This window comes from Gallintestinimicrobium propionicum (assembly GCF_025567525.1).
In the GTDB taxonomy this organism is placed as follows: Bacteria; Bacillota; Clostridia; order Lachnospirales; family Lachnospiraceae; genus Gallintestinimicrobium; species Gallintestinimicrobium propionicum.
This window is the reverse complement of record NZ_JAOQJY010000002.1, coordinates 174,312-197,425: the sequence shown is the minus strand read 5'-3', so window position 1 is coordinate 197,425 and position 23,114 is coordinate 174,312. Positions and strand designations below refer to the sequence as shown.

The window sequence follows — 23,114 nt, the reverse complement described above, 5'->3', positions numbered from 1 at the left end:
GACTGCAGCGCCCTGTCCGTATCAAATTTTGTCACAATATCAGTAACCCATATAGCTTACGTTTAAGTCAACATTTCCTTTGATTCCTGCAATCGACCCTCTCGACGAATACTGCCACATCTCGTAACGTCCTCCATAGGTCGGTGCAGCAACATACTGCGCCAACCAGATCTTGCAGCCGCCAAGGGCGCCTGTATTGATCTTTTCCGTCAGCCAGTTTTTGTTCGCATACAATCCCGGCGTGTAGCCGCTGTTACGGATCGTCTGGCAGAATGCGTTGATGACAGACGTTCGCGCCGCTTTGGAGATTCCGTCTGCGCGCCCATTCGCGCTCTCCACGTCAATATAGACAGGATAAGTGATTCTGTAATTTTTAATCAGAGAAAGCGTCATGGAGGCCTCTTCGACCGCTTCCACTTCATTCACCGCCTGGCTGAAGAAATAAATACCGACCTTCAGACCTGCCGCCGTCGCGCCCTGAATATTTCTCTTAAACTTCTGATCCTCTACCAGCACACCCGAAGCCGAGCCGCGGTAGCCGCAGCGCAGGATGACGTACTGTACGCCGGAGTTTTTGACTGCGTTCCAGTCGATATTGCCGTTGTGTTTGGAAATGTCAATTCCCATCACAGTTCCCGTATTTAAGCTGCCGTCCCCATTGAACGTGTATTTCACGCCCTGGATCACCTGTTCGCCGGTAACGGCGGTCCCGTTTTTGTCATAGAAAAAGCGTTTTCCGTCGATCGTCTGCCATCCGGTATACCGATATTCCACATTCGCTTTTTTACGGTAAAATTTATCTTTCGTATAATAATCCGCCGTCGTTGCCTCACGGTAGCTATCCCCGTCCTTGCAGTACAGCTGGTTGCCGTTTTTATCTTTCAATAAGGTCTTTGTATCGCCGCGGTTTATCTTTTTCTCCGTCACCTTCACGGTGCTGATTCCGCTCTCTACGTTGCTGCCGTCCTGCGCGACCGCTTTGATCTTCGCTTCTCCGGCTTTTACGCCTTTTACCGTTCCCTTATCATCCACCGAGACAAACTCTTTTCCGGAAACGATTTCCCAGCGAACGGACTTGTTCGCTGCATTGTCCGGCGATACCGTTGCAGAAAGGGAAACAGTCTGTCCAACCTCAACCGTTGCAGAGCCTGAGATCGTGATCTTCTTGACCTTTATCTCCTCCGGCTTGGTTTCCGGCGTTTTCGTCGGCTCTGTCGCTGCAGTGCTGCTTTCGGTTGCAGATTCGCTTTCCGAAGGCTTTGTACTTTCACTCTCGGACGGCTTCGTGCTCTCGCTTTCCGTCGGCTTGCTGCTTCCGGATTCTGATTCGCTCTCCGAAGGCTTTGTACCTTCACTTTCAGACGGCTTTGTGCTTTCGCTCTCGGAGGAAGACTCGCTCTCCGAAGGCGGCGTGTTCTCTCTCTCCGCAGGGGATTCCTCCCTGGGCTGATCGAAAACGGCGATCTGCGTTTCCTTTGCAAAATATGCGTATTTTATCTCCGGCTCCAGAAGTCTTGCCTGGGCAGGCTCCGGGATATCGGACTTGCCGACCTCTTCATATTCCTGTCCATTTCCTGCCGGTGTTTTGGTGGACGCAACCCATTCCACAGTATCCTGCAGAACCGATTCCACTGCCGGTGCAATCGCGGTATCCTCTTTCGCCACGTTGATCTCCGACTCCTTTTTGATCTCGTCCGTCACGTCGACCTTTTTATACTCAATCTTGTCCTTTACCGTCACTCGCCCGGAAATTCCGGCTGCTTTTCTGCCGCTGATTTCATCCGGTCCGGTCACGATAACGACGTAATCGCCTGCTTTTAAGTCTTTTAAATAAATTACGCCGTCCTTGTCGTCATCCTTTGCGTTCTGGCTCGACGCGCCCTCCAGCTTTACGGTAAAGGGTTGATTTCCTATCAGCTTACCGGAGTTTTTGTCCGCGAATTTAATTTTCATATCCTTCTGCATCGAAGACAGCTTTAAAATAACGTCGACATTGGCTTCCAGATCCTTTTCCTCATATCCGGTTTCCGTCTCCGTCGTCTCTTCTTCAGAAGCCTCCTCCGAGACGTTCTGCGCTGCGACAGCGACCGCCGACAGGACCTCTTCCCCGGACATCCCGATCGCTTCCAGATTTTTCCCGACTGCAGCCACCGCCTCCATCTGCTTATTCTGCTCGTTTCGTCCCAGATACATCGATGTCGTAAACGCTGCCGCCGCCAAAACCAGCACGCCCGTCAGAGCAATCGCGATATCCAGCGCCGCCATCGGCTCTTTTCTGGCAGACCGGTGTTTTCGGTTTCTGCCGGATGCTGCGGTCGATGCGGACGCAGAGCGCTTTACAGTGCGGTTCTGACTGCTTTTTTCATGAAAGGTCTGACTGCTTTTTCCAGCAGGCTTTTTCACGCGGCGCTTATTGCTGTGCGCTGCTGTTTTGCCGGATACCTCGTCCCAGTCGTCGAGAAATTCTCCATCGTCCCAGTTCGACTTTTTCCGCTCGGGAATACGTTCTGCGCGCTGCGCCTTTTTTTTCTGCTCTGATGCGCTCTTTCTATCTTTTATCCCATGGGGAGCCGCTTTTTTGGCACTTCCCGTTTTTTTCTTCTTATACTGTTCCTCCACTGATTCCCTCCTGCCAGCTTTCCTGTCGAAAATTGTAAACGTTTTTTCGTTGTGTATTTTTTGTCTAAATGGCACAATATGTTTATCCGGACAAAGACTTTTGTCACCCAAAAGAAAGGAGTTACGCTTATGATGTACATCCATTATTGCCGTCACTGTAAACGAATCCACATGCTGAACGGGCACAAAAAATACTGTCCCGCCTGCCGCGGCCATTTAAATGAACTCAAAATTTCCTATCTGAAATATGTCAATCTCGCCCCGGCAGACCGACGTGCCTTCCGCGACCGTCTGGGTGATCCGGCGGAGCTTGCCGCCTGCACTGCAGATATGCGCCGCTCCTACGATTATGCAAAATGGCTGCAGCTGACCTCAAAGGTAGAACACAGCCATTCCCAGAACTATGCAGCATATTCCCACTAATTTGCGAGCAGTCAGCTTTTCATGAAAAAACACCGCACCGCAGACCGGAACCAATACATAGCCCAGCGAATCAATGACAGGGGCGTTGAAAAAATCCACGCCCCGAAGTCCCATAATACTTAAAAACACGGAGCCGAACATCAAAATATAACCCGTGATGACCCACGGATTCAAATATTCCCGAATCCAGCTTTCATAATGATGCAGGGCGCCCTTTTTTAATAAAACCTGGGAGACCGCCGCCACAAGCACGGAGCCGATCAGAAAGAAGTAATGATAATCAATCATGATTTTCCTGCTCCTTTCCTCCGTTGATAATCAGCGTCCCGGCAAGCACCAGTCCGACGCCGATGAGTTTTTTCACCGTAATCTGCTCCCCGAACAGTAATACCGCCCACAAAAGGGACCATAAAAGCGCCATCGCCCGATTCGCATACGCCACAGACAGTTCCACCCGTTTGATGACCTGCTGCCAGCAAAGCGCATAGATGCCCAGCACTCCGATTTCTGCTCCGTAGAGCAGCAAAAATGTCCATCCTCTTCCGCTCTCCGCGGACTGCGCTGCGATTTTGCTGATGACCGTGGAGCTGGTGTAGATCAGCACGACAAGCTGCAGGATGGCAAAATCCCGTAAATTCAGTTTCTTTTTCATATAAAAATTCCTTTTTGGTCGCCGAAAGTGCACTCACGAACCCGCGCTAACGTGCTTTTTTGCCTGCTTACGCAGGCTGTTCGTTCGTTACCGGCTTTCGCCCATAAACTTCGTTCATGGGCTACTGTCGCCGCTCGTCAATCATGCAAGCATGTTGACTCGCTGTTGCTCCAGTATATCATCTTTCTCACGGATTAGGAAGATTTAAGATTCTTAAATTATTTTGAATCTTTTGCCCCCTGTCTGGACAGTTGTGGGGCTGAATGCTAAGATGAATGTATCAAAACGACTTTTTACCGGTCAAAATTGACAGTAAACCATAAGGAGTTCAGATTTTTTATGAAAGAAAATAATTCTACCGCAGAAAACAGCAGACCAAATCAGCATTCAAATCATACCCATTCCCATACAAAAAGCCGTAAAAGGAGGCGTCGTTCTTCCAGCTCCGGGCGTCCGTCCGGACATGTGATTTTCGTCATCGTCTTTTCTATCATCCTCGTTGTAACGATTGTCCGGCTGTTTCTCTGGAACCGCGGCCGTCAGTCCGATTATGACCCAAATGAAACGACTACAGAGTTCGATGTTGAGGTTATGGATTATCTCCAGCCTCTCGATCCGGAAATGCTCGAAGGACATGAGGATGATGGGGTAACCACCGTTCTTGCCCTCGGAAACGACCTTCTGTCCGATGATCGCTCCGACACCGGTCTGGCTGCCCTGATGGAAAAATCCGCAAATGCCACCATTTTAAACGCCGCGTTCCCCGGAAGCTCCATTTCCATGAAGCATCAGGAATTTGACAACAGCTATCCGCTGGATGGCGTCAGCCTTTACTGGGTTGCGGCTGCTCTGCTCAACCAGAATTTCGACCTAATGGACGTCATCGTCCCGCAGATGAATTCCGAAGCTGCCGCGCAGGCGCTCGAAACTTTAAAGAGCGTTGACCTTTCCAAGGTGGACGACCTCGTGATCCTCTATGACCTGCAGGACTACAGGGACGACCGCACGGTTTACGACGAGGCAAACGATAAAAACCTGACAACCGTTTACGGCGCTTTAACCGCAACAATCAAGCTTTTCCAGGAGCAGTGCCCGCATATTCGCATTTACCTGCTCTCCCAGCCCTACGGCACCTTCACGGATGCAAACGGCAAAACCATCGACATCGACCGCGATGATCTCGGCAACGGCACGATGGTCGATTACCTCAACTGGGAAGTCGAAGCCTGCCGCAAAAACGGCGTATCCTTTATCGACAACTACTACGGTGCGATCACAATGGAGGATACCGACTGCCTGACGGACGGATATCATCTGAACCAAAAGGGTCGTGAAAAAATCGCAGAGCGGTTTGGAAAAGTATTTAAACAGTAAATGGATCTTGCATAAAAACCGGGAGCCTGTGCACACTGCGCAGGCTCCCGGTTTGTTATTCTTTTCCTATTCTTTCCTCTTCGCAATCTCCACTGCTTCATTCCGGTACAGCTCATATGCTTCAATATCCGCGATTTTCGTCAGTCCGTTTTTTTGCGGATCGCCGGTATACGGAACACTCTTGTTCAAAATCAGATACTGGCAGTTGTACTCCGTCAAAAGCGGCGAAAGCGCATCCAGATCAATCGTATCCTCCCGCATAATCTTATAAATCGGGTGCGTGTCCCAGTTCCACTCCCAGGACGCCTCCAGCATTTCCCGCCCGTACGGCATCTGCACCTCCGAGGTATACTGCCGTACATAGTAGATCAGCTCTTGCGGAAATACCGCCCAGACGCGCTCTTCCTCCTCCGCCGGCATGATCTCGTTGCAGATCGCGATCACGGAATTTGGAATATGATACCGGTTCTGCGCCTTTGACAGATACGGGCTGTTGTACACCGATTTTCCGGTCAGCACCAGCACCAGCGCCAAAACAACAAAGCCGATCCGGTAATGCTTTCCAAACAACCGGATCCCCGCATAAGCGATCACGACCGCCATGGGAAGCAGCCACAAAATCCGGTAATAGGTTTCTCCTTCGCCCAGCAGATTCATTACCGTCTTTGTAAACGGCAGAAAGAATAAAACCGTGATCACCAAAGAGCTTTCCACCAGCACCACACGGATCTGTTTTTTCTTTTCTGTCACCAGCAAATACAAAAGCGCAGCCAGAAAAAGTACCGGATACCAGCCGCTGCCGCAGTAATTCTGAAAAATTGTCACAATCTCTTTCAACGCAATCTCTCCTATCGATGCAGTTCACAGGTGTTTTGCAAACTGCCGTCTTTCACTTACAAAACCAGCAGCAACATCAGATAAACCACATTCGGAATGCAGCACAACGCCGTTTTCCACAAAATCGACCAGCTCCGATATCGGATCGCCGCCACAAGCGCCGTAATGCCGAACAGCATCGCCGTCAGAAACGCACCCATACTCGTCATCATCGCCGCTGCGATATGATTGACTGCAAGCAGCAGCCAGTAGGGCAGCTGCGATCCCGTTTCTTCCTGCCTCTCCCTATTTTTTTCCCGCGCACAAAGCTCCAACATCAGCCACAGCTCCACCAGCAAGATCAGATTTGCCAGCACCGATTTTCCCTGCCAGGTCCGCGTCAGGAAAAAGGTTTCATTCGTATAAATCGAAATATTCCCCCAGATCTGCATAATGGAAACCAGCGTCAGAAAAATCGGAAGCTTGACAGAGCCGTCGGAAAACAGCTTTCTGCCGATCTGAACAAACACATAATAGGTCAGCGGAATAAAAATCAGCGGCAGCAGCGTATGCGCCACAATCGTCGCATGAATGCCTGTCATCCGCGCCACATAGGCAATCCACAGCGGCAGCGTCGCCAGGGCATGACGGATATCTAAGTCCGTAGAAAGTCCAGTGTAGGGACGAATCCGGTTCAACACTCCGGTCTGATCCGCCAATACAGATTGAACTACATAATACGCATCATCCCCATCAAATGAAGCATAGGCAAAGGCCATGTACATCTGATATCCCACTGATGCCAAAAACAGCAGCCAGAAAAGCAGACGCTCCGGATTTTGAACTGCCGTTCGCCGTATGCGGTTCCGTGCTCCGTTGCCAGTGCCCGAAATCGTCGATTTTCGCAGACTGCACGCTTGCGCCTGCCCCGCCTGCTGCTGATTCACGTCCTCATTCCGCCCAGTCTGCTTCCGCAAGTATCGTTCCCGCAGAAGCGTCCAGATAAATCCCGCCGCAGCCAGCACTGTAAAAACTGCAGTCGTCAAATACACCAGCAGGTTCATCCCATAAACTTCTTTTACCATCACCGGCACTGCGATTAACTGAAATACCGCCAGCTCACTCAAAAAACCTGCCAGATACAGGTTCAAAATCTTTTCTCTTTTCTGCCCCATTCCTTTTGTCCAAAGTCCGCCGATCCCGACCGGGGCAATTCCAAACACAAACAGACATCCCAATGCTTTCTGCAGCATATTTTCCTCTCATTTCTGCGCACGTTTTTTTGCGCATGCCGAGTTTGTGTCAAGCGCGCGCAGACACAAATCTCGCGATTGAAAAATTTTATTTTTCAATCTTTATTCCTCCCCATACCGCGGTGTTGTGTCGTACCAGTCGTCCCAGATCGCAGGATAATCATAGCTCATCGCCAGTGTCCTGATCTCATCAAACGCCTGCCCATAATTTTCCGGATGCAGTTCATTTTCACCGGTTGCAAAGCACTCCGTGATATACCGGCAGACATTTTTATGATAATGCATATAGTCCGCATAATTGTTCAGATTACAGATAATATCTTCTTTTCCCAGAAAATTGAACACATGAACATTTTCATAGTTTAACAATCGTTCCGTCATATATTCCAGTCTGCCGATGACCGCCTCCAGCTCCTTTTCCCGCGTTACATCGTTCCAGAACAGAATACTGTAGGGGGGATAAAAAATATAAAACTCCGTCTCCGGATGGGCTTCAATATACGGAAGAATATTTTTCTGCAGATTTTCCTCAACCGCATCCTTAAAATAATCCGCCGCAAGTGCTTCCTCTTCCTGCTTTTCCTCTGCCGCCTCGTAGTACATCAGCACGTTTGCCTTGTTATAATATTCATCCGTCCACCACGGCTTATACAACTCCGCCCAGTCCGACGCATCCTTTCGATCCGCCAAAGGGCGCAGAATGTAATCCAGCAGCACATCCTTGTTCAACAGATATGGAACATCATTGAACACGTTATCATCATACAGATAATCCGTAACCGGAAACTTGGTTTTCTCCGGATCTGCTGAAAATGTGGACTGATCCACCGCCATGTACACAGCCTTGACCTGATCGCCCTTTGCGTCAAATACCAGCTGCATGATGTTGGACAGATCCTTCGGATAAGATCCGTTATAGGAAAGCTTCTGGGTTTTCATTCCCATCAGCTCCTCAAACCAGTCTGTGTTAAAGCTTGCAGTCATCGAGGAACCGATCAAAATACCATCGTAATCCATATGCTTTGCCAATCCCGGATTCTGATTGACCTGGTTATCCACCAGATACGGGAACCACGCAAGGGGCTTATGATACTGAAAAAAAGGATCGACCCAGATCACCAGTGCCATACATCCTGCAAGTCCCGCCAGAAAAATGCCCAGAAAACCGGCAAACCAGCGCTTCGGCTGCATTTTTTTCTGCTTTTTTTCTTTTCCTTCGTTTTCTTCCATTCTAATCTCCATTCCGCAGGCGTCTTGCGCCGAAGGAATCGCGAGCAGAACTTCCAGTTCTGCTCTGCGATCATAGCTACTTTGTGACGCCTGCGGCACAAATAGCAGTGCGAAAAATAAGCGATCACGCTTATTTTTTCACACTACTCCTCAATTTAAGCCAAACCGGCACCTTCTAAAACCGATAATACAAAAAGCTGCTTACACCGCTTAATGACACCACACACCAGATCATCAAAAATGCCGTCACGAACATCGTTTTCCCATTCGGTTCAAAGCTCTTTTCCCGCTCACCTGCGTTGCGTGCAAAAAAGACGATCCAAAGCGCCACTGCCAAAAAACCAAAGCATAAGTACAGCTCGCTTCCCGGCAGACGATCCAGATGTAAAATCTTGATCACATACCAAAACTCTTCCAAATTGAACGCCTCTGTGATCTGAACCGCCGGAGCTGCAAAGCCACCGCCGATTAACCGTCCGACAAACTCACCTGCCTGTAACAGATTTGCAGAACGGAACAGCATCCATGTAAAGTTCAAAAACAGGAAGGTCAGAGCGACGCAAAGCACATGTTGGACTATAGAAAGTACGTCGGATTTTTTCGTTCCACTTTGAACATGCGCATCCGCCGCACACTGCTGCCGTGGCTGCTTTCGCTGCCATGCCCGAGTAACCAGATACAGCGCACCATGCAGCGCTCCCCACAGGACAAAGTTCCAGCCTGCGCCGTGCCAGATTCCGCTGACCAGAAATACAATAAATAAGTTCAAATACATCCGCGCTGTACCTTTCCGGTTGCCGCCCAGCGGAATGTATACATATTTTCTCAGAAAACGGTTCAACGTAATATGCCAGCGTTTCCAAAATTCAATGATGTTGGACGCCTTGTAGGGAGAATCGAAGTTCACCGGCAGCTCCATGCCAAGCATATGAGCAATGCCCCGCCCCATATCGCAATAGCCGCTGAAATCGAAGTACAGCTGCAGCGTATAAAACAGCATCACCAGCCAGGCATCCGTGCCGGACATCCCTGCCACATTGCCATAGCCTGCATCCACCGCCTTGCCGAAGGTATCCGCAAGCAGCACCTTTTTTGACAGCCCCAGCGCAAACAGATGCAGTCCGCCTGCAAACTTTGCCCAATCCAGACGCTGCCGACCGATTTGCCGATACTGCGGCAGCATTTCCTGTGCATTAACAATCGGTCCGGACGACACATATGGGAAAAAGGAAACGAACAGGACATATTCCCTCAGGCTGCACGCCCCAACCTCTCCTTTATAAGCATCTGCCAGAAATCCAATCTGCTGAAAGGTAAAAAAACTGATGCCAAGGGGCAATGCAAGCTGCAGAATCGGATCCTCCAGTCCTTTCATCTGACTCCAGCCAGCCGATATTGCATTAAAATATTTAAAAAAGCAAAGTAATGCAAGATTTCCTGCAATTCCAATTCCTAACAAGAGTCTTTTCCGGGAGCTGTCACGTTCCATCCCATACTCTGCGCGCTCCATAGCACTCCCGGAAACACGCTCTGTAACACGCCTAATGCCACTCTCTATGGCGCGAAAAAAAGCATAATTCCATGCAATACTGCCCAGCAGCAGCAACAGATAATACGGACTCGCTGCTCCGTAAAACCACAGGGAAAAGGCAATCAGCCAGAGCTGCAAAAGCTTCTGGCGCTTTAGCCCCCAGAAGCCCAGCAGACACAGCGGAAAGAACAGCAGGATAAAAATATATGACTGAAATAACATACTCAGCTCTCCACTTCGATCACATGGTTTCGTTTTTCATAGCCTGCTGTATTCAGCTTCCAGACACTGTTTCCAGCCTCATCCTCCGAACACTTTTCAAAGCCCAGCTCTCCGTAGAATTTCCGTACCATGTTGTTTTTCGCCGTCGGATAATAGTATCCGTAAATTTCTTCGATTCCTGCTTCCTGACACCGTTCCACAAGCTCATCCAGCATTGCAAGCTCCATATCCCGTTTCAGGACGCGGCAGCTCATCAGCCACAGACGGATATGCGCTGCTTTCTCTTCCTTTTGGGCGATCACAACAGAAACAACGCCGTTATCCCCGAACTTATCCTCCAGTTTTCCATATAAGGTAATATAAGAATCATCCGCCGCCATTTGTTCAATCTGTGCCTGTGTCATACGCTGAGTCGTTAAATTGAACTGATTGCTCTTATTGGTCAGCTGTGCGATTCTTGCCATGTAAACCGGTTCAAAGCTTCGAATCGTGGCTTTCATATCCAGGGATCTCAAATACTCTGCATAGTCCGCAAAGGATGCCTGCGCCTTTTCGCGCTTCAAATTCGCCTGATACATCTCATTTCGCTTGCGGTCATCCTCCGAAAGCGACGTCACTTCAAAATAACCACCGCGATCCAGCACGCGGATATAATCCTCCGGTTTGCCGATCTCGGGCGCAGTCACGCCGGGTGCCTGCTGCCGCACAATCTCCCGCTCTGCCGGATTATCATCTGCAAACACAAGGCTGTCCGGCAAAATGTTCAGCTGATGCGCAATTTCCAGAATATTCCGGCTCTTCGGCTCCCAGTTTGCCGCAATGATCAGGAAATCCTCCGGCTTCAACACCCCTGCCGGATGATTCAAGCCTGCAAGTGCATTTTCCTCTTCATTCTTGGACGCGACGTTCAACATCACGCCATAGTCTTTCAGTGACTTCACATAGGACTGAAATTCCGCATAAACCTGTCCCAGATTCGTTTCCTGTCCAATTTCCAGATTTTCCGGACCGTCATCCCCGACAATGCCTCCCCAAAGCGTATTGTCCAGATCCAGCACCAGCGATTTTTTATTTTTTCCGTAAAGCGACTTCATAATATTCGCAACGTTGTGTGCCATCCATGGAATCGCCTTCAGGCACAAACTATACTTGTACATGTGCCAGAAAAACGGTGCAGACCATTCATCCAGACCATATACCGCCGACTGATAGCAGATATCGTTGATCAGGAAATTTTGATGCTCTGCCGCATAATCTGCAAACATCTGGTTCATCCGGTTCACATACCAGGTTCTGCCGTGAAAATCCGCACCATCCTGATTTCCCATCAAACGGTAATAGGGAAGTTCAAAGTTATCCTGAATGATCGGACAATGCCAGGTATCCGCCAGCTTCTCCCACATCACCTGAAAATGTTCAAATTCCGATCTGAGCTTGTCCTCCACCTGTTCCCGGGAATCCTTTACCTCCGGCAGACTGCGCAGGTTTCGAAAGCTCGTATGAATATAAACCAGATCCGGTCCAAACGCGTTCAATTCTTCATTGCCGAACATCGCATCTTCCCAGTACATTCCGTACTCCGATTCATAAAAGGTCGGTTCAATTCCCTGATTCAGCAAAAACAGCTCCAGAATCCGGATAATATCATGGGTCGTAGAGCCTCCCAGCACCGCGATCTTCTTCGGAATCCGCTGGGTGTTCTCCTCCAGCAGACGACGCTTCAAGCTTTTTGATTTTTTTAAAATATATTCACTGTCAAATGGATATTCCAGTTCGTGCAGCATAAGTGTGTTCCTTTCTGTGGTTCTGATACTCTTTATCATACTACAAATCCCTGCTTTTTAACAAGCAGGGATTCAACACGCTGTTTTTCACTGCTGTTCCCCGAACAGCTGATCATAATCATATGAGGTATAAAATGCCTTCTCTTTTGCAATGTAATCCTCATAATTTTCTTTTGTCAATTCATACTCGCCGGATTTCATCCATTGCAGGATCATATTGTTCACGTCACCCGTATAATGAGCACTGTCTACATAATAATCCAAATTACAGATCAGATCATAATTATTAAAAAAAGAAAAGAGACGAACGTTGTCAAATTGCAGTATCTTTTCAATTGCATATTTTTCCAGATCAATTCTGCGTTCCAGCACCGCAGTTCCATTCTGGTTTAACTGATCCCACCAGCAAATACTGTATGGAGGAAAAAAAAGATAAAATTCTACATCCGGATAGTCTTTGATTACCTGTAAAATATTTACGTCCAAATTTTCTTCCAGATAGCTCAGAAACTCTTCTGTTTCTTCCTGTGTAACCTCTTTGATCTCTTTTTCCGGCCGCATGTAATTTTTTAATATTTTTTCTTTTCCGTTCAGTCCCTGACTTCCGAAGCCCTCCTGTTTCACTTCTCCCTGAAATCCATTTTGAAAAGACTGAATTACCGATGGAATCAGATTATCCTTCCACACATCTTTGTTATAAAGATAATATACATCGTTAAATGGATTCTTATCATATAAATATTCTGGATATGACTCCCTACCTTTCCAGTTCGGATCCGATACAAACCACTCTGGGTCTACTGTCCGAACCACAAGCTTTAAATCAGGATGTGTCTCAAGTGCAGTTTTCAGACCTTCATTGATAACCTTATAACCTTCCCCAAGATAATATACATTCAGCGAATTTACGTTCAATATAGCGTCTACATTTTCCTTTCGGAAATTCATCGCCATAGACGTTCCAATCGTCAACGTATCATAATCAAAATGCTTTAATTTCCCATCATTGGAATATACATCAGCACCGCTCATATAGGAAATATAGGGCAGCGGTTTATGATAGTGATAAAAAGGATCTATCCATATCATAATTCCTGCCATCGCTGCGATAACAGATACAATTATTCCAATTATTTTGAAAAAATATTTTTTCTCCATTGTTTCCCCTGTTAAAAATTAAAATAAACAAACGAACTCACGCTGGAAAAACGCAAAACACATAACGCTATAATTCCTGCAGCAACAAAACCATGCCAAATTTTATACTTCATTTTTTCTACTGCTTCTTTGGCATTTGGAGCAATTAACAGAAAGACTAAAAATCCGATTATAGCTAAAAAGACGAGGATGTTGTACAAAACCGCATATTCCTCAACTCCTTTTCCTGCTATTCCAAAAAACTGAAACAGGTCTGGATTGATCGAAATTCCACCTTTTAAAAATGCACGGAAAACTTCTCTCAGTTCTTTCAGATCCGCTGTCCGGAAGATAATCCATGTAAAATTGATAAACAGCAGTGTCACGCTTCTTTTCAAAATCCGGGGAATCCTCTCCCCATAACATTTCAACGCCTTTGTCAATACCATAGCGACGCCATGAAGCGCTCCCCATAAAACAAACATCCAGCTTGCACCATGCCAGATTCCGCTGCACAGAAAAACGATCATCGTGTTGCAATAAGTTCTCAGTTTCCCTTTCCTGCTTCCGCCCAGCGGTATATAAATATATTTTGTCAGAAACCTGGTCAGCGAAATATGCCATCTTTTCCAGAATTCTACGACCGAATATGCTTTATACGGAGAATTAAAATTAACCGGTAAATCCAAATTCAGTATCCAGCTGATTCCAATCGCCATATCACTGTATCCGCTGAAATCAAAATAGATCTGGAACGAATAAAAAACGGTAATCAAAAACATACTCATACCGTTCAAGCCGGCAATATTCCCATATCCCCAATCCACAGCCTGTCCGAACATATCCGCCAGCAATACCTTTTTCCCAAGTCCGAATATGAACAGGAAAATTCCCCGATTGATCCTGTCCCAGTCGATCTCTTTACGTTTTTCACTTCTCAATATCGGAAAAAACTGATCCTGTGTCATAATCGGTCCTGATGAAATATGTGGGAAAAATGACACAAAAACCGTATATTCCAGCAGCGTACAGTTATCACATTCCCCTCTGTACGCATCCACCAGAAATGCGATCTGCTGAAATGTAATAAAACTGATTCCCAGCGGAACAATTAGCGTTCTGAAGCTATGCTCTGTATGAAAAATCCCATTCCAATTTTCAACAAAGAAATTGTAATATTTATAATAGAATAAAAGGAACAGATTTCCGGCAACCGCTCCAGCACAAAGCCACTTTCTTACTTTCTGATAACTCTTTTGATATTCCAGCCACACAAGAAGTCTGTAAACAGCGTAATTTACAAGCACTTCCAGGCTGAGGAAATATAGATATTTTACATTTCCATACGCATAAAAAACAAAGGACATCGCTGCCAGAAAAATATCTGCAAGTTTTATCTTCTTTTTTTTCAGAAGGACATAATAAACGATAAATAATACTGGAAAAAATGCGAACAAAAATAGATAGGACTGAAATGTCATAAGCCTTTCCTTTCTCGTTTTTGGAGCAATTCTACCACATTTCGAAAGATTTGTCACTGGATTTCATACTATCCATGTGCTATAATCACAATACTCTCATAATGTAAAGGACTTTTCACAAATGAAAAATTTACGAAACTACATTTTTATTCTGTTAATCAGTATTTTTGTTGGATTAGCTGCACTCTTTATTGTGTATTTACTTCCTACCGATCGCATGGAAGCTAATGTCCGCAGCTCCATCGATATTTTTTATACGGAAGGCGTTTATCCACAGCAGGCAAAGGGATATAAATCTTCCCAGCTCGACAATGAAACCGATGCGATCATGTTATTGGACGCCATCCATCCTGCCCAAAACCGTTCTGCGCTCGAAAATGCGCTGCGTGTTTCCAGAATTACGTTTTCCGATACTACGTCCTGCTGCATCGACCTGATTCAGTACGCATGGGAAAATAAAACTCCGGATCAGACTGTGGATTACACCCGCTACTGGCACGGATATCTGGTGTGGTTAAAACCGCTCCTGCTCCTGATGGATTATGCCGATTTGCGTATGTTAAATATGATGCTGCAGCTCCTTCTCTTACTGACCGTTATAAAATACTTTCTTCAAAAAAATTTAACCGGATATTTGTTTCCTTTTGCAATGTCGCTGATTGTCCTCAATCCGGTTTCAACTGCAATGTCGCTTCAATTTTCAAGCATTTATTATATTGTAATGCTTTCGATGCTTATCATTTTAAAGAAACATGAATATTTCTATCAGAAAAATTTGTATCCTTATCTTTTCTTCGGATTAGGAATTATTACCGTGTACTTCGATTTTCTTACTTATCCGCTTGCAGCGCTCTGTACTCCGCTGATCCTTGTATTGATTCTGGAATATAAGATAAGTCTCCCCAGCTGGACTTCAACGGTTCGCCAGACCCTGATCCTCGGAATCTGTTTCGGACTCGGATATGTCAGCATGTGGTTTGGGAAATGGGCAATCAGCAGCATCCTTTTACACGAAAATATTATTGCCAATGCCATATCTGAGTTCACTGTCCATACTGGGCAAACCGTGATCGAAGGAGAGGCAATTACCAAATTCGGCGCGATTTTTCGAAACCTTCGTGTGCTTTTGAAATGGCCTTATTTCATCATCCTTGGCGGATATGCCTTATATTCTCTGTTAAAAATCGACTGGCGGAAAGCAGTTCACGCCTTTGCTAATATCATACCAGTTCTTTGCGTCAGCCTTGTTCCCTTTGCATGGATTTTCGTTACATCCTCCCATGCTTCCTGGTGCTACTGGTATACTTACCGCGGCTTTATCGCTTCGATATTCGGTTTTTATGCGGCATTAAAAATGCTTCCGCAAAAAAAATTGCACTAATCTGCTAAATAAATTTTCTTACTATTTTACTTTTTCGAATAAACCATGTACATACAAAACTAAACAGCAAAATACAACAGATATAAACAGAGCATGCAAATATTCCGAATGTCCGATCTGCCAGCTGCAAATATAGCTTCAGGAATAGCTTCTGACCGATATGCTCCAGTAAGTATACGCCAAATGCACAGCTGCCCAGACATGCTATGATCCCGGCTCCTCTGATATTCGTATGCATTACAAAAAATCTGCGGACACCAAGATAAACTGCACAAGCCATCAGCGGGATCATAAGATTCAATACGGATTCATGATATTCCCCACTCAGCTTTCTGTCAGCAATCACCATAACTGCAGCTGCTATCACACTCCCTGCCAGACCAGCCGATAACTTCCACCCGGAAAGCTGTCGGCATTTTTCTGTACTAACTGCTTTTTCCAGAAAATATCCCAGCAAAACATAAAAGACATTATTTTGCAGTACAAAGAGACTCATCGGCATAGAATATCCCGTAAACTGTCCGACGATAGACATTCCGACTTTAATGATCAGCCCCAATCCCAAAAAATATTTCATGCAATCCAAATCCACATTTCTCGCAATTGCCCCAAGAAATGGAAGCATCATCAAAATTCCTATATATTCATACAGGTACCAGTAAGAAGTCTGAATCTCATTTTTAAACAGCTTCTCCACAAATGCCATTGCTGAAAATGTATCCTGATTCCATGCAAAGCACTGCAGACCATACATCAGCGCAGAAAAAGCAACTAATACTACAAGCATTCTGGAAATTCTCTTTTTAAAGATCACACTCCAGCTCTCGGCTTTTGGAATCAGCAATGCGCCTGTGATCATCATAAATAATGGAACATTAATTCTGCAAATACAGGACAAAAGCAACGACACGGAAAACGTAAGAACACTATCCGTATTTGTATAATAGGTATAATATAGATCCGAATGATTCAAGACGACCATCACTACCGCTATGATCCGCAGCATTTCGATATGAAGCTTTTTATTCACACTGTTCTCCTTTATTTTTACGCTGGATTCATCCTATCTGTAATTGTTATCTGATGTTCATTCCGTTGTCGTAACCATATCTTTTCCATAAAAGTTTCCGACAACTCTATTGGTAAATGCTTCCGGATTTTTGATGACAGGCATATGCATCAATGGTCCCTGCTCCGGATTTGTCGGACACAGATATGCTTCTTTAATGGAATCATCCCGCAATATTCTTTCCTGGGATTCCATTTGTTCCTTAAAATCTGTTGCCTGACCGCTTGCAATATAACTGCAGGAGCTGTAAAATAACGAATCCTTCAGATTTCCCCTAAATACCAGACACAAAACCAGGCAAACGAAGACAGCCGGAACTGTGATATATTTATGATAAATTTCTCTTCTTTTCAGGGTATGACGCAGTTCCAGTTTCCGCAAGATCCAGCCCTCTACATAGATAACGGAGGAAACTGACGTTAAAATAAACGTCAGATATTCCACCGTTCCAGGTCCTCCGGACACCTCCGTTGCTGCATAGAGCTCCGGTGCATACATTGCCGCATACACGCCAAACATATAGCCAACCCATAATACCGGATATTTAAACTCAAATTTTAAGTTTGCTTCTGAAAGACATTCCCATGCTACGATTGCCACAAAGAATAACAGCACAAATAAAAGTGGAGTCTCCCTCCAATAATTTACTACATTTACAGCCCCCTGCCACAATGCTTCTACAATCGTGAAAGCTGCTTTTCCTACGCTGAAGCCCATCTGCTCTCCGCCTACTCTGGCTGCATTTCCGGGTGCCGTAACCTGAAAATATAGAGCAACTATTCCGGCCAGTATCGGGAATGCAAATATCCCTGCACGCTTTTTATTTTTCACGATCACAAACATCAATACATAACTAAATAAAACCAGAAATGCCGAATAATAGCTGCTCCCTCCGATTGCGATCATTCCAAAAACAGAAAAGATAATATATCTGAATTTGTCCGTTCTTAAATATTTCAGTAAAAATCCAATCAAAAGCATTGCCAAAACATGGGGCATCATATAATGGATTACTCCAACATACCAGTACATACCGATTCCGGAGCTTGGAATCCATTGATAAAACATCAGCAGGATCAATAATGTGACTACTCCGCCTTCATACCATTTTAAGCCAAAATAGTTTGTAAAAACCTCATGTACCATATAATAAGTGGCTGCAATCATTGCCAGTGTCCAGAACACAGGTACGATCCAAAAACTTCTATATACAAAGACCTCCGGCATCAGCGTAAATATAAAAACACTGAACCAGTCTCCATTCCAGACCTGGCACATCTGCTTTGTCGTTTCCAGACCTGTCCGAAGCACTTCGATCACAGAATGCGTATGAAGCCACGTCTGATGGCTTGCTGCAGAATATCCGTAGTCGTCCCCCGAAGGTCTGGCGATAAACGCCAATAACCAGTTGGGTACCATCGACGCAAAAAATGCGAATCCGACAGCTACTGCTATTTTCTTTATACTAATCCATTCTGCCAGTTTCTTCACCGTAAAAGCCTCCGTTTTTTCTGTCTTTTCAGTTTCTTCTGTATCCTCTCTCCAAAGGACAACATTATCATTCCACCAAAAATTGAAATCAGTTCACTAATTCTCCAATACCACGGTTCTTCAAATTTTATCTGCACAATTCTCTACGCTTTCATCAGATTATTCCGTCTCGCTCTCGATTAATATTACACTGTTTTTGCGATAATAAGAGCTCATCCGGACATTTTTCCAGTTATTCGTATCCGCCTCGATATCCTCGTAAAACAGAAGATACGGCTTATTTTGAAATTCTTTCAGCTCTGCATTTTCGATCGAAGCATCCTCTAAAATTGCTACTCTTTCCTGTTCCTGCGCCCGATAAGCCCGTGCTTCGCCGTTTAATAACGATTTTGCTGCTGAAACACTGGTAAATGCATCCGGCGTCACACCTGCTACAATCAGAAAACAAAATACCGCCCCTGCCGCTGATGCGATATGCCAAAGTTGAATGTCTTTTTCTTCTACTTTCTTCCCGGAACCATATTTTTTCCAGTACCATCCATATAAATATACCAGATTCAACATAATCAGAATCAGATAGGTCAGAAAAATTACATTATAAATTCGTCCGGCTCCCGGACCGCCTCCTGCATAAATGCTCTCGGTGAACATAGACGCTAACACGCAATAGCTCCAAAGCGGCACAAGCACCGGAAACCGGAAAGAAAAATTTCCCTTATATTCCTGAACTGCATGAATCGCAAACGGAGATATCAGGATGACAAATAAAATAATCTTCCAGTCCGTCCACTGCCCCAATACATAATCCAGGCAATAATAAAAAGACTGCAGCACGGAACGAATCAATCCCGGTCTGTAAGAAAATTCTTCCTGACGAACCCAGTTTCCAGGCGCCGCCACATTCAATCCAAAGGAAATTCCCCAGAATACTGCGATTTTCAGCACTTGTCCCAGCAGCTTCTTTTTATGGCATAATACAGTCAATAAAATTCCCAGAGCAAGCCATATTCCGCATTCCAGTCCTGTAACCAGATTACCTCCGCCAATATAAATTGCCAGCAGAATTCCAATAATCGATTTTCTCTTTCCGTGCCTGGAATCCACTGTCATGGAAACGACAATTCCAGCCAGTGCCAGCAATGCAGACCACGGGAAGATATAATGACATGCACCGTTATACCAGAATAACCCTTGCGTTTTGTCAATCAAAAACTGTATTCCAAAGAAAAGAAACAAAAAGGTTACAATAAATCGCTGTGTTTTTGAACTTCCAAGCCATTTCCCCCAAAATACCTTCATGAAATAATAAACGGAAAAAATCAATGCCGCCAAAAGCATTAGTGTTCCAATCCAATATGTTCCATCCTCAAAAATTCCTGGCTGCAATGCCATCAAAAAGATCGACGCCCATGTTCCCTGCCAGATCTGATAACTTTCAGCTACTTTTCGCCCTGCTGCTCCCAGCACGGAAAACAGATTATGAGTATCTACCCACGCATGTCTGGTGTAAATACTATATCCCAAATCGTCCGCACAGGGAAAATTATAAGTAGAAAGCAATATAATAGGAATCAGGCTGACTACAAAAATAACCCCCCAGAATATAACTGAATATTTCCAGACCTTTTTCCAGTTTAAATTTCTCTTCATTCTGCTGCATCCTCTCGTATCATCTCAAAGCTTACATAAATATCGGTTCCTGCATGATCGATAACCTGTTTCGTATCCTGATCATAAATCAGAATATTGAGTCCGTTTTCTACAAAGCTATAATTTTTCCCATTCAAAATCAACTCCGTATCTTCACAATCTTCGTTATGGAGCTCAGATTTTACATAAATTTCTCCATCCTTGATCGGATACTTCTGACTGTATTCTTTTCCGCTCAAATACAGTGTCGGAACGCCATTTTCAAAAATCCAAACACCGCCCTTTTGATAATCCTCATAACATATTCCAAGTGCAGCAAGACCATCATAATAAGAATCTCCCGCTGCCATATAGTTTCCGTTCAAAGACAGAATCACCGTACGGTTCTGCAATGTACTGACTCCCTGTAAATAGCTGCCTGCATCCGTAAGCCCGTTCAGCCTATTTGTTTCTCTTTTATCATCCAGATACTGCTTATTCAAATCCCAATCTTTATATTTTGAATCTCCCCTGTGATCCGTCAGTTCATAATTTGCAGTTAAAAAACGTGCCAGATGATCTGTTACCTTTGCAGCACCGCTGTTATTTACATGATCGGAATCCCGAAAATCCACTGCATAATCCAACCCGATTTCATCTCTCAGCTGATTATAATCCAACATCGGAATACTTTCCTGCGCAGCGATTTCTGCAGTCTTATTGAAACGCATCTGTTCCTCTTCTGATAAAATATACGGAGACGCCATAAAGACCAGCTGTGTTCCGCTTTCCTTCGCCAGCTCAATGATTTTATATAAATATTCCTCGCATACCGGATTTAAATCTGCTTTTTGATCTGCCGACACTTTGACGGGTGTTTCAAACGACACAATATCAAAGCTTCCCCGATAACCTCTCATATAAGGCAAATCATCTTTAAAATCCTCTTTTGATAATTCCTTATACCGCGAATGAATGATCGGAAGCTTACATAAAACACGATTGCGATACGAAGAGCTTTCTCCCATTCCTGCTGCCATATAATCTACAAATTCAAAAAGATTTTTTGACCAATGCATTCCAAGTGTATTTCTGTAAATTGCCTCTTCACTGTACTCCATTCCGTCCAATACAGTTCCCCATACCTCCACGACCGCAATCTTTGGCTTTTGTACCCGAATTGCCTCCTTCAAAAAATAATAGGTACTATCCAGCCGCTGAGAACCAGCAGACAATGTATAACCGGCAATTCCATACTGATCCCATAACAAACCATGATCGACTGTACAATGTGCATGGCTGCTTCCAAAAAACATCACATCTGCTGTTTTTTGTGGCATATGATAAAATCGCTGCCAGCCACCTCCACCACCCGTATCTTTATAGTTCAATACGGAAGTCGTTTTTCCAAGCACGATGCAAACAACCAGAAGAAAACCGATTATTTTTATCCGATTTCGATCATTCTTTTTTTTCATTCCTTCTCCATCTCTTCCAGAAAGCGAATATGTTTAAAACTGCAAATAAATAAAGTTTGCAGATTCAAATCCCTGTCCATAATAGCCAAATACAATACAGTTCACAATCAAACAAATCAAAATCGCCCAGCGGAATACACACCACTGTCCCATCAATAATTCTGCTAATTTTTTCTGTTTCAAATATTGCAGGCAATCCACGACAATAAGCCCAGTCAACCCGATCATTAGAATATGAATCTCCTGTACATCCAGTCCCATCGTATAAAGGCTTCCGTCAAACAGAGACCACATATCGCAAAAAGAAATCATCCTTTTCACATAATACAATGCCTGTTTTACAGAGTCTGCCCGAAAGAAGATCCAGGCAAAATCCACCAGCGCAAAGGTTACTGCAGCCTTTGCAAAACGATATCCAAACGACGCTGTTTTGGTATGGCAATATCCGTTTATTTTTCGTACAACAGGTCTAAGTTCTTTTTCCAGAATCTGATAAAATCCATGTAACGCTCCCCAAATTAAAAACGTCCAGTTTGCGCCATGCCATAATCCGCTGACCATAAATGTAACCAGAATATTCCAGTATTGATGCCATTTGCTGCAGCGGTTTCCGCCCATCGAAATATATACATAATCCCTAAGCCATGTGCTCAGGGAAATATGCCACCTGTGCCAGAACTCCGTCACGCTTTGCGCAAAATAGGGTGTTTCAAAATTATTGATCAGATCAAATCCCAATGTTTTTGCTGCACCAAGTGCGATCAATGAATAACTGCTGAAATCGCAGTAAATTTGAATGCCATAGCTCACTGCCCCCAACACAAGTCCGAATGTGCCATAGCATTCCGGTCTGCCAAAGGTTGTATCTGCAATCACTGCAATCCTATCAGCAATAACCAGCTTCAAAAAGAAGCCCCAAAGCATTGTAATAAAACCGGAGGCAATCCGTTCCGTATTCCAATTACGTTTTATACTGCTATCTCGAAGCTGCCGTAACAAATTCGTCGAACGTTCAATCGGACCTGACAAAATCTGTGGAAAAAACGAAACAAATAACGCATATCGAAGGAAGTTATGTTCCGCTTCAGCCTTTCCCCGATACACATCGATCAAATATCCCAGTGCAGTCAACGTATAAAATGAAATTCCGATCGGCAGTGCAATATTCCATTCTATTTCCACTGGCGCAATACAGAATTTTGCCAGCACTACATTGATACTGTCCAAGAAAAAACCGGTATATTTAAAATATCCCAGCATTCCAATTACAGCGATAACTTCTGCAACAAGTATAATTTTTTTATTTCTCTTCTTTTTTCCCCGTTCACAGTCCATTCTCTGCAGCAGCCGCGCTCCCAAATAGGTCACCGCTGTCACTGCAAGGAGTAATATTCCATGTACCGGATTCCAGCTCATATAAAAATAATAGCTGGAAAGCAGCAGCCAGGTTGGACGGATTCTATGTGGAACAATGAAATATACCAACAAAACAGCCGGGAAAAATATCAAAAAATCTATGGAATTAAACAGCATAGAGCTTTCTC

The 23,114-nt window shown here is 44.8% G+C and carries 18 protein-coding genes; 3 read left to right on the top strand and 15 right to left on the bottom strand.

Annotation, left to right across the window (positions count from 1 at the left end; translation table 11 throughout):
- Positions 1-39: 39 nt before the first annotated feature.
- The gene (locus tag OCV62_RS02940; protein WP_262585049.1) at positions 40-2,619 is read right to left on the bottom strand and encodes a GH25 family lysozyme; all 2,580 of its coding nucleotides are present in this window, start codon (positions 2,617-2,619) and stop codon (positions 40-42) included.
- A 129-nt stretch (positions 2,620-2,748) separates the two neighbouring features.
- Between OCV62_RS02940 and OCV62_RS02935 the strand changes: the two genes are divergently transcribed.
- Positions 2,749-3,042, top strand: a complete 294-nt coding sequence (locus tag OCV62_RS02935; protein WP_262585048.1) for a hypothetical protein — start codon at positions 2,749-2,751, stop codon at positions 3,040-3,042.
- Here the strand turns inward: OCV62_RS02935 and OCV62_RS02930 are convergent.
- Positions 2,992-3,330: an EamA family transporter gene (locus tag OCV62_RS02930; RefSeq protein ID WP_262585047.1), complete on the bottom strand. Its 339-nt coding sequence runs from the start codon at positions 3,328-3,330 to the stop codon at positions 2,992-2,994. The two genes, OCV62_RS02935 and OCV62_RS02930, sit on opposite strands and share 51 nt — an antisense overlap.
- Positions 3,323-3,694 (bottom strand): DMT family transporter, encoded by a 372-nt coding sequence (locus OCV62_RS02925; RefSeq protein ID WP_262585046.1) that lies wholly within the window; start codon positions 3,692-3,694, stop codon positions 3,323-3,325. Before OCV62_RS02925 ends, OCV62_RS02930 begins: the two co-directional genes overlap by 8 nt.
- A gap of 339 nt (positions 3,695-4,033) precedes the next feature.
- Between OCV62_RS02925 and OCV62_RS02920 the strand changes: the two genes are divergently transcribed.
- Positions 4,034-5,068: an SGNH/GDSL hydrolase family protein gene (locus OCV62_RS02920; protein ID WP_262585045.1), complete on the top strand. Its 1,035-nt coding sequence runs from the start codon at positions 4,034-4,036 to the stop codon at positions 5,066-5,068.
- 66 nt (positions 5,069-5,134) lie between these two features.
- On the opposite strand, the gene OCV62_RS02915 is transcribed toward OCV62_RS02920, so the two are convergent.
- The 7 genes from OCV62_RS02915 to OCV62_RS02885 all read right to left on the bottom strand — a co-directional run bounded on the left by OCV62_RS02915 (position 5,135) and on the right by OCV62_RS02885 (position 14,522).
- Positions 5,135-5,905 (bottom strand): hypothetical protein, encoded by a 771-nt coding sequence (locus OCV62_RS02915; protein ID WP_262585044.1) that lies wholly within the window; start codon positions 5,903-5,905, stop codon positions 5,135-5,137.
- Between the two features lie 56 nt (positions 5,906-5,961).
- Positions 5,962-7,137 (bottom strand): DUF6077 domain-containing protein, encoded by a 1,176-nt coding sequence (locus OCV62_RS02910; RefSeq protein ID WP_262585043.1) that lies wholly within the window; start codon positions 7,135-7,137, stop codon positions 5,962-5,964.
- 102 nt (positions 7,138-7,239) lie between these two features.
- Positions 7,240-8,379: a hypothetical protein gene (locus OCV62_RS02905; RefSeq protein WP_262585041.1), complete on the bottom strand. Its 1,140-nt coding sequence runs from the start codon at positions 8,377-8,379 to the stop codon at positions 7,240-7,242.
- Between the two features lie 163 nt (positions 8,380-8,542).
- Complete coding sequence (locus OCV62_RS02900) at positions 8,543-10,120, bottom strand: MBOAT family O-acyltransferase (protein ID WP_262585040.1); 1,578 nt, start codon at positions 10,118-10,120, stop codon at positions 8,543-8,545.
- Between the two features lie 2 nt (positions 10,121-10,122).
- Positions 10,123-11,904, bottom strand: coding sequence for an HAD-IIIC family phosphatase (locus OCV62_RS02895; protein ID WP_262585039.1), 1,782 nt, complete (start codon positions 11,902-11,904; stop codon positions 10,123-10,125).
- Between the two features lie 87 nt (positions 11,905-11,991).
- The gene (locus tag OCV62_RS02890; RefSeq protein WP_262585038.1) at positions 11,992-13,062 is read right to left on the bottom strand and encodes a hypothetical protein; all 1,071 of its coding nucleotides are present in this window, start codon (positions 13,060-13,062) and stop codon (positions 11,992-11,994) included.
- Positions 13,063-13,073: 11 nt separating this feature from the next.
- Positions 13,074-14,522: an MBOAT family O-acyltransferase gene (locus OCV62_RS02885; protein ID WP_262585037.1), complete on the bottom strand. Its 1,449-nt coding sequence runs from the start codon at positions 14,520-14,522 to the stop codon at positions 13,074-13,076.
- 121 nt (positions 14,523-14,643) lie between these two features.
- On the opposite strand from OCV62_RS02885, the gene OCV62_RS02880 reads away from it, so the two are divergent.
- Positions 14,644-15,903 (top strand): hypothetical protein, encoded by a 1,260-nt coding sequence (locus OCV62_RS02880; protein WP_262585036.1) that lies wholly within the window; start codon positions 14,644-14,646, stop codon positions 15,901-15,903.
- Between the two features lie 4 nt (positions 15,904-15,907).
- On the opposite strand, the gene OCV62_RS02875 is transcribed toward OCV62_RS02880, so the two are convergent.
- The 5 genes from OCV62_RS02875 to OCV62_RS02855 all read right to left on the bottom strand — a co-directional run bounded on the left by OCV62_RS02875 (position 15,908) and on the right by OCV62_RS02855 (position 23,103).
- Positions 15,908-16,933: an acyltransferase gene (locus tag OCV62_RS02875; RefSeq protein ID WP_262585035.1), complete on the bottom strand. Its 1,026-nt coding sequence runs from the start codon at positions 16,931-16,933 to the stop codon at positions 15,908-15,910.
- 57 nt (positions 16,934-16,990) lie between these two features.
- A complete protein-coding gene (locus OCV62_RS02870; protein ID WP_262585034.1) occupies positions 16,991-18,463 on the bottom strand; it encodes a DUF6056 family protein in 1,473 nt (490 codons plus the stop codon).
- A gap of 159 nt (positions 18,464-18,622) precedes the next feature.
- Positions 18,623-20,113 carry a DUF6056 family protein gene (locus OCV62_RS02865; RefSeq protein WP_262585032.1) on the bottom strand — a complete coding sequence of 497 codons (1,491 nt, stop codon included), beginning with the start codon at positions 20,111-20,113 and terminating at the stop codon, positions 18,623-18,625.
- Positions 20,110-21,570 carry a hypothetical protein gene (locus OCV62_RS02860; RefSeq protein WP_262585031.1) on the bottom strand — a complete coding sequence of 487 codons (1,461 nt, stop codon included), beginning with the start codon at positions 21,568-21,570 and terminating at the stop codon, positions 20,110-20,112. The genes OCV62_RS02865 and OCV62_RS02860 overlap by 4 nt, the downstream gene beginning before the upstream one ends.
- A 33-nt stretch (positions 21,571-21,603) precedes the next feature.
- Positions 21,604-23,103 carry an MBOAT family O-acyltransferase gene (locus tag OCV62_RS02855; protein ID WP_262585030.1) on the bottom strand — a complete coding sequence of 500 codons (1,500 nt, stop codon included), beginning with the start codon at positions 23,101-23,103 and terminating at the stop codon, positions 21,604-21,606.
- Between the last annotated feature and the right edge of the window lie 11 nt (positions 23,104-23,114).